The organism is Plebeiibacterium sediminum (assembly GCF_026013605.1).
In the GTDB taxonomy this organism is placed as follows: Bacteria; Bacteroidota; Bacteroidia; order Bacteroidales; family Marinilabiliaceae; genus Saccharicrinis; species Saccharicrinis sediminus.
Genome location: NZ_JAPDPJ010000133.1, coordinates 1 through 5281 on the forward strand (window position 1 = coordinate 1; position 5281 = coordinate 5281).

Below are 5281 nucleotides of genomic sequence, written 5' to 3' on the forward strand. Positions count from 1 at the left end.
GTTCAATATTAAAGGAATGGACTCCGGAGGAGTCACACATTCAAACATAGACTGACTTAGGTTCGACTCCGATGGAGTCGTTGTATTTCCTAATCGCTTTGCTATAAACATGTAACCCCGCTGGGGGTAATATAGATAAAGACCTGATGTTAGATCATATTTATCTATATGATATTATTCTATTTGTAATGTTTCAGACCGTCAGACTGAAATTATAGACTCTTAAAACTCTTCTATCATCATAACTACCCTAAAACCTACTCTGGGGTCGGGCGCATTAAAATTTTGCGTTTTATTTACCACACACTCCTCAATGGTGTTAAACCAACTTCCACCTTTAATAACACCAGTACTAGTTAATTCTGCTACATTGCCAATAATATCATAAAGCCCTAATTTATTAGGTTTATAATTTCCCACAAGCATTGTTGTTAATGCACCATCCAGAGTATAATCATAATTTTCACCTTCAGAGAGTTTATCCTCGAACTTTACATTTGCACAAAACTTATTGTCATTGGGTTCGTAAGCAAAATTCCCATACCATGGTAAATTATGCCCCGGTAATACCGAAGCCATCTTATTCCACTCCTGTTCTGTAGGCAAACGAAAAGTAACTTTCTTAAACTTTGGCTTTTCCTGAGAATCATATTTATTGGTTAACCATTTACAGTAATCAGAGGCTGCTTCCTTTGAAACATTAACAACCGGATACTGATCAAATCCCGGATGCCAGAAGTACTTTTCACAAAAAGGTTGATTAAATGAATTGGGAAACGCTTTTACCCATTGGGCTGTATCCGGTAAATTTCTTTGGTATTCTTCCAATTGATTATGCTGTTTTAAATCACTCAGATATAACCGGTATTCTTTGTTGGTTACTTCATAAGCCGAAGCATAAAATCGATGAGATACTTCTTTAAAATTTGAGTCTAATTTTACTTTCTTTGGTTTTGAAGCACTGAATACAATCAATGTTGACAGAGCCAGAAACAAAACTGTAATTTTTCTTGATTTCATTATAAATAAGTTAAGTGTTAATGTTTTAATATAGGTTTTATTACTTCTGAAAGTAGCAGGTGCGATCCGTTCACCATCATATGTAATAAAACAGAATAAATCAATCCAAACCTAATTCGCATATAACCAAAGGTAAGACCATAAATAAAAAATGGCAGCAATATTAAAGGCAAGAAAAATAAATCCTGTGTTCTTATCTCCAGGTTAAAAATATGCAATACTCCAAATAGAGCCGCAATTGTATAAAATACTATTCCTGAATTATTATTCCATATATGTTCAAAATCCTTTAGTCTATTTTTAAAATTCAATGAAACGGAATAAAATATTACACTAAATAAAACGATGTACAGCACTCTTATCAATTCTATTAAATAATATGCTTTTGGCATCCATAAATACTGTGCAACAAACATATAAGCAAATGTTGCTAATAAGGCAGATAGCGATATGCGAATATATTTATGATTAAATTTCGATAACTGAAGACGAAAAGATAATTCTTCTATTATAGGTATAGTCACTGCTACTGAAATAAAAAAAGGTATTCTATACGCTCTAAAGTCTGAATTGATCCATTCTAAAGTTTTCGTTGTTTTCATCACAACATCACCTATCATTCCATTTTTTTTCAAAATAGCAACTGGTATAGAAACTATAATTAAACCAATATGGGCTAGTAGATATATTTTAACTAGTACAATTAGCTTTTGTTTGATATTTAAATCACCATAAGAATTATAATTTGGGGCTTTTAAAAAGGCAAATAGGTCTTGTCGTACGGATAGTTTATTCATTTATTATATTCGGATTATATGATTGGCAAAGAATTTATATGTGTCCCCTTAATTTTTTATATCACTTAAAATATAGTATTAAAACTTATTTATAACAGATAACAAAAGCAGGATGGCACAAATCCCTCCTATTATTAGCATTCGCAATAACATTCTATTATCAAATAATGTTACTTCAGGTGTTTTATACTTATAATAAAGTGAAGTAACAAATCCTACTAACATGGTTGCTGTAGCAGCTACTAACATCTGTAAAGCACCTGGTAGGTGTAGTATTTTATACATTATTCCTAATAATCCTACACTCAACGATATCATACAAACCTTAATAATACTTTGGGCTCCGTTTGAGTATATATTGCTATCTTTAGGATAAAATGCTCCAAGAAAGTACAAACAAGCCAGTACCCCGGTTATTGCAATAATAAAAATGGTAACAGGCAAATTGGTAAATTCTTTTAAGCTCGTAACTAGTGCTAACACGAAAAATAAAGGCACCTCCAGTTTATTTATTTTTGGATAAATTTTTTTACTGATTTTTACAATATGTTCATTTCTCTCCCAATTCATTGTAATTAGATTTTTTATTAAGATTAGTAATTCAACAGTTTTGTCTAGTGAAACCCCTTTTTTAGTAACGGCTAATTTAATGAATTATGATAACAATTGACGTATTAATTCAATTAATTGATTTCATTGATTTATAACTGGATTTGGAATCAACAATTATATACATCTATCATGAATTAAAAATGAACACGGAGACACTGATACACTGAGTTTTTATTTCGCTTATTCAAAATTGAGCATTTTATACGTGTTAAATAGGTAGAAGCCTCTCTGTGACTCTGCGTCCCTGTGTTATTCTTGTCAATCCTGTCCTACATTATTTACATTACTTTTTTTAGACAGGATGCACAGGATTAACAGGATAAATTTACTGCCTGTAAATTTTTAATGCATCGTAAGAAAGGAATTGTCGACTGTAATTATTCAATATAATTAGATCTATCATGAATTAAAAATGAACACGGAAACACTGAGACAGTAAGTTTTTTATTTCACTTATTCTAAGTTGAAAAATTAATATGATTGAAATAGGTAGAAGACTCTCTGTGCCTCTGCGTCCCTGTGTTATTCTTGTCAATACTGTCCAATATTATTTACATTACTTTTTTTTAGACAGGATGAACAGGATTAACAGGATAAATTTACTGCCTGTAAATTTTTAATGCATCGTAAGATTAGATCGATCATGAATTAATAATGAACACGGAGACACGGAGACAATGAGTTTTTTATTTTACTTATTCTAAGTTGAAAAATTAATATGATTGAAATAGGTAGAAGGCTCTCTGTGCCTCTGCGTTCCTGTGTTATTCTTGTCAATCCTATCCAATATTATTTACACTACTTTTTTTAGAGAGGATTCACAGGATTAACAGGATAAATTTACTTCTTGTATATTTTTATTGCATCGTAAGATTAGATGGATCATGAATTAAAATGAACACGAGAGGCTGAGACACTGAGTGATTTTATTTTCACTTATTTAAAATTGAGCATTTTTTACGTGTTAAATAGGTAGAAGCCTCTCTGTTACCCCGTGTCCCTGAGTTATTCTTATCAGTCCTGTCCAATATTATTTACATTACTTTTTTTAGACAGGATGTACAGGATTAACAGGATAAATTTACTGCATGTAAATTTTTATTGCATCGTAAGATTACATCTATCATGAATTAAAAATAAACACAGACGCTGAGACACTGAGTGTTTTTATTTCACTTGTTCTAAGTTGAAAAATTAATATGATTGAAATAGGTAGAAGCCTCTCTGTTACCCCGTGTCCCTGAGTTATTCTTATCAGTCCTGTCCAATATTATTTACATTACTTTTTTTAGACAGGATGCACAGGATTAACAGGATAAATTTACTGCCTGTAAATTAATAGTACTCGTAAAACCATATAAACATGTATTTGTAACCAAACTGATCTATATATCTGTAATAATTTTCTCTCTTAAACCTGAATCTTCACCTATATCCCACTTTATTATATAACAATTTTGAAAAAATGTGAGGTAATTTGAATCCCAAAACCAGCTAAAATGTACGCCAGTTATACGATACAGGAGATTTCTTATATTATTTATAAGTTTCACTTATTCAATGCAATACAAGCGATGACATTCATCAATACAAATCACCACTTAGTCATTGTATTTTGTACGTTAATAATAATTTTACAGAGTTATTATTATCGAAAGAATAATAATTTTAATTTAACAGTAGTTAATCAAACAGATAACCCCATGGCTGGTCAGCTTTACTATGGGTTTTTGGCGAACACGAGCAAAGTGGAAGCCATGGGGCTCTGCAATAATTATTTCAAAAATATTAATTAATATGGGAAATAAGGAATCTTATGACCAAATGTTAGAAGAAGCAAAAGCCCTGAGCGCTGAGAAAATCCAAAAGTTTAATATGCCTATAGAGGCATTTCTTCAAGAAGCTGAAGACCTGAATAAATGGTCGCTACATGACAAAGAAAAACTAACAGAAACAGGTTTACCAGAAACAATTTTTAATCGATTAGGTATTTGTACCGGTGCATTAAGAGAGGCCGAGAGTATTTGGCACGAAGATGACAGAATAAGAAATGAAGCTGAAAAACAATGGAGAGAGGAAAAGCCCAATGGTTTTAAATTCAGAGATGATCTACTACATTCTTTCAGATATGCCTATCGTAAAGATCCTGCCTTATTGAATAGTGTATCTTCTATTGCAAAAGGAAGTAACATTCCGGATATGATTCAGGATTTAAATGACTTAGCTGTACTGGGCAGAAATAATCTGGAACCACTTTTACAAATAGGCTTTGAAGAGGAGCAACTGGCTACAGCTGCAGATATGTCGACACATTTGGCTGATCTAAGAGCTATTGTTAATGGTGATAAATATAATCCCAGGATTAATATGCAAATCAGAGATGCAATGTACACCCTTTTAAAACAATGTGTTGATGAGATAAGAGACTGCGGTAAGTTTGTTTTTAGGAATGATCCTATAAGATTAAATGGTTATCGAAGTCAGTATACTAAAATCCAAAATAAAAAATACAAAAACAAATAAGTTGTATTCGATTAGATACTTATATAGTTAATTGTTTGTACTCCCATTGGTTATAATGCTAATGGGAGTTTTTTTGTATCCGATCATTATTCTGAAATAGGTCATCATATCATACAAAAATTAGCTTTTTAGCCTTATCACGTGAGAGTGTTCAAAACTTTGTGTCATAATAGATTAAAAAGAAAATAACTTTGCCTCATGACAAAAGAATTTGATTACAAAAAGTTTAAAGATGCAGCGATACAAGGCATTAGAGACGGAAAAGGTTTTAGTGGAGAAGATAATGTAATGCTTCCCATGATAAAGGATCTGTTGGAAAGTGCAATGAA

The 5281-nt window shown here is 31.6% G+C and carries 4 protein-coding genes; 1 reads left to right on the plus strand and 3 read right to left on the minus strand.

All coding sequences use genetic code 11. From position 1 onward, the window contains the following. Window positions 1–222: 222 nt before the first annotated feature. The 3 genes from OM075_RS24170 to OM075_RS24180 form a co-directional block, all read right to left on the minus strand. Complete coding sequence (locus OM075_RS24170; RefSeq protein ID WP_301193133.1) at window positions 223–1020, minus strand: formylglycine-generating enzyme family protein; 798 nt, start codon at window positions 1018–1020, stop codon at window positions 223–225. A 17-nt stretch (window positions 1021–1037) separates the two neighbouring features. Further along, on the minus strand, window positions 1038–1817 hold the full coding sequence (locus OM075_RS24175; protein ID WP_301193134.1) for a CPBP family glutamic-type intramembrane protease: 780 nt from the start codon (window positions 1815–1817) through the stop codon (window positions 1038–1040). 78 nt (window positions 1818–1895) lie between these two features. Further along, entirely contained in the window at window positions 1896–2387 is a 492-nt protein-coding gene (locus tag OM075_RS24180) for a hypothetical protein (RefSeq protein WP_301193135.1), read from the minus strand. Between the two features lie 1839 nt (window positions 2388–4226). Here OM075_RS24180 and OM075_RS24185 point away from each other — a divergent pair. Further along, window positions 4227–4952: a hypothetical protein gene (locus tag OM075_RS24185; protein ID WP_301193136.1), complete on the plus strand. Its 726-nt coding sequence runs from the start codon at window positions 4227–4229 to the stop codon at window positions 4950–4952. Window positions 4953–5281: the final 329 nt, after the last annotated feature.

What these genes read in the sequence shown, in the direction of transcription:
- OM075_RS24170 (WP_301193133.1), bottom strand. Translation starts at nt 1,020, where the DNA reads ATGAAATCAAGAAAAATTACAGTTTTGTTTCTGGCTCTGTCAACATTG.
- OM075_RS24180 (WP_301193135.1), bottom strand. Translation starts at nt 2,387, where the DNA reads ATGAATTGGGAGAGAAATGAACATATTGTAAAAATCAGTAAAAAAATT.
- OM075_RS24185 (WP_301193136.1), top strand. Translation starts at nt 4,227, where the DNA reads ATGGGAAATAAGGAATCTTATGACCAAATGTTAGAAGAAGCAAAAGCC.
- OM075_RS24175 (WP_301193134.1), bottom strand. Translation starts at nt 1,817, where the DNA reads ATGAATAAACTATCCGTACGACAAGACCTATTTGCCTTTTTAAAAGCC.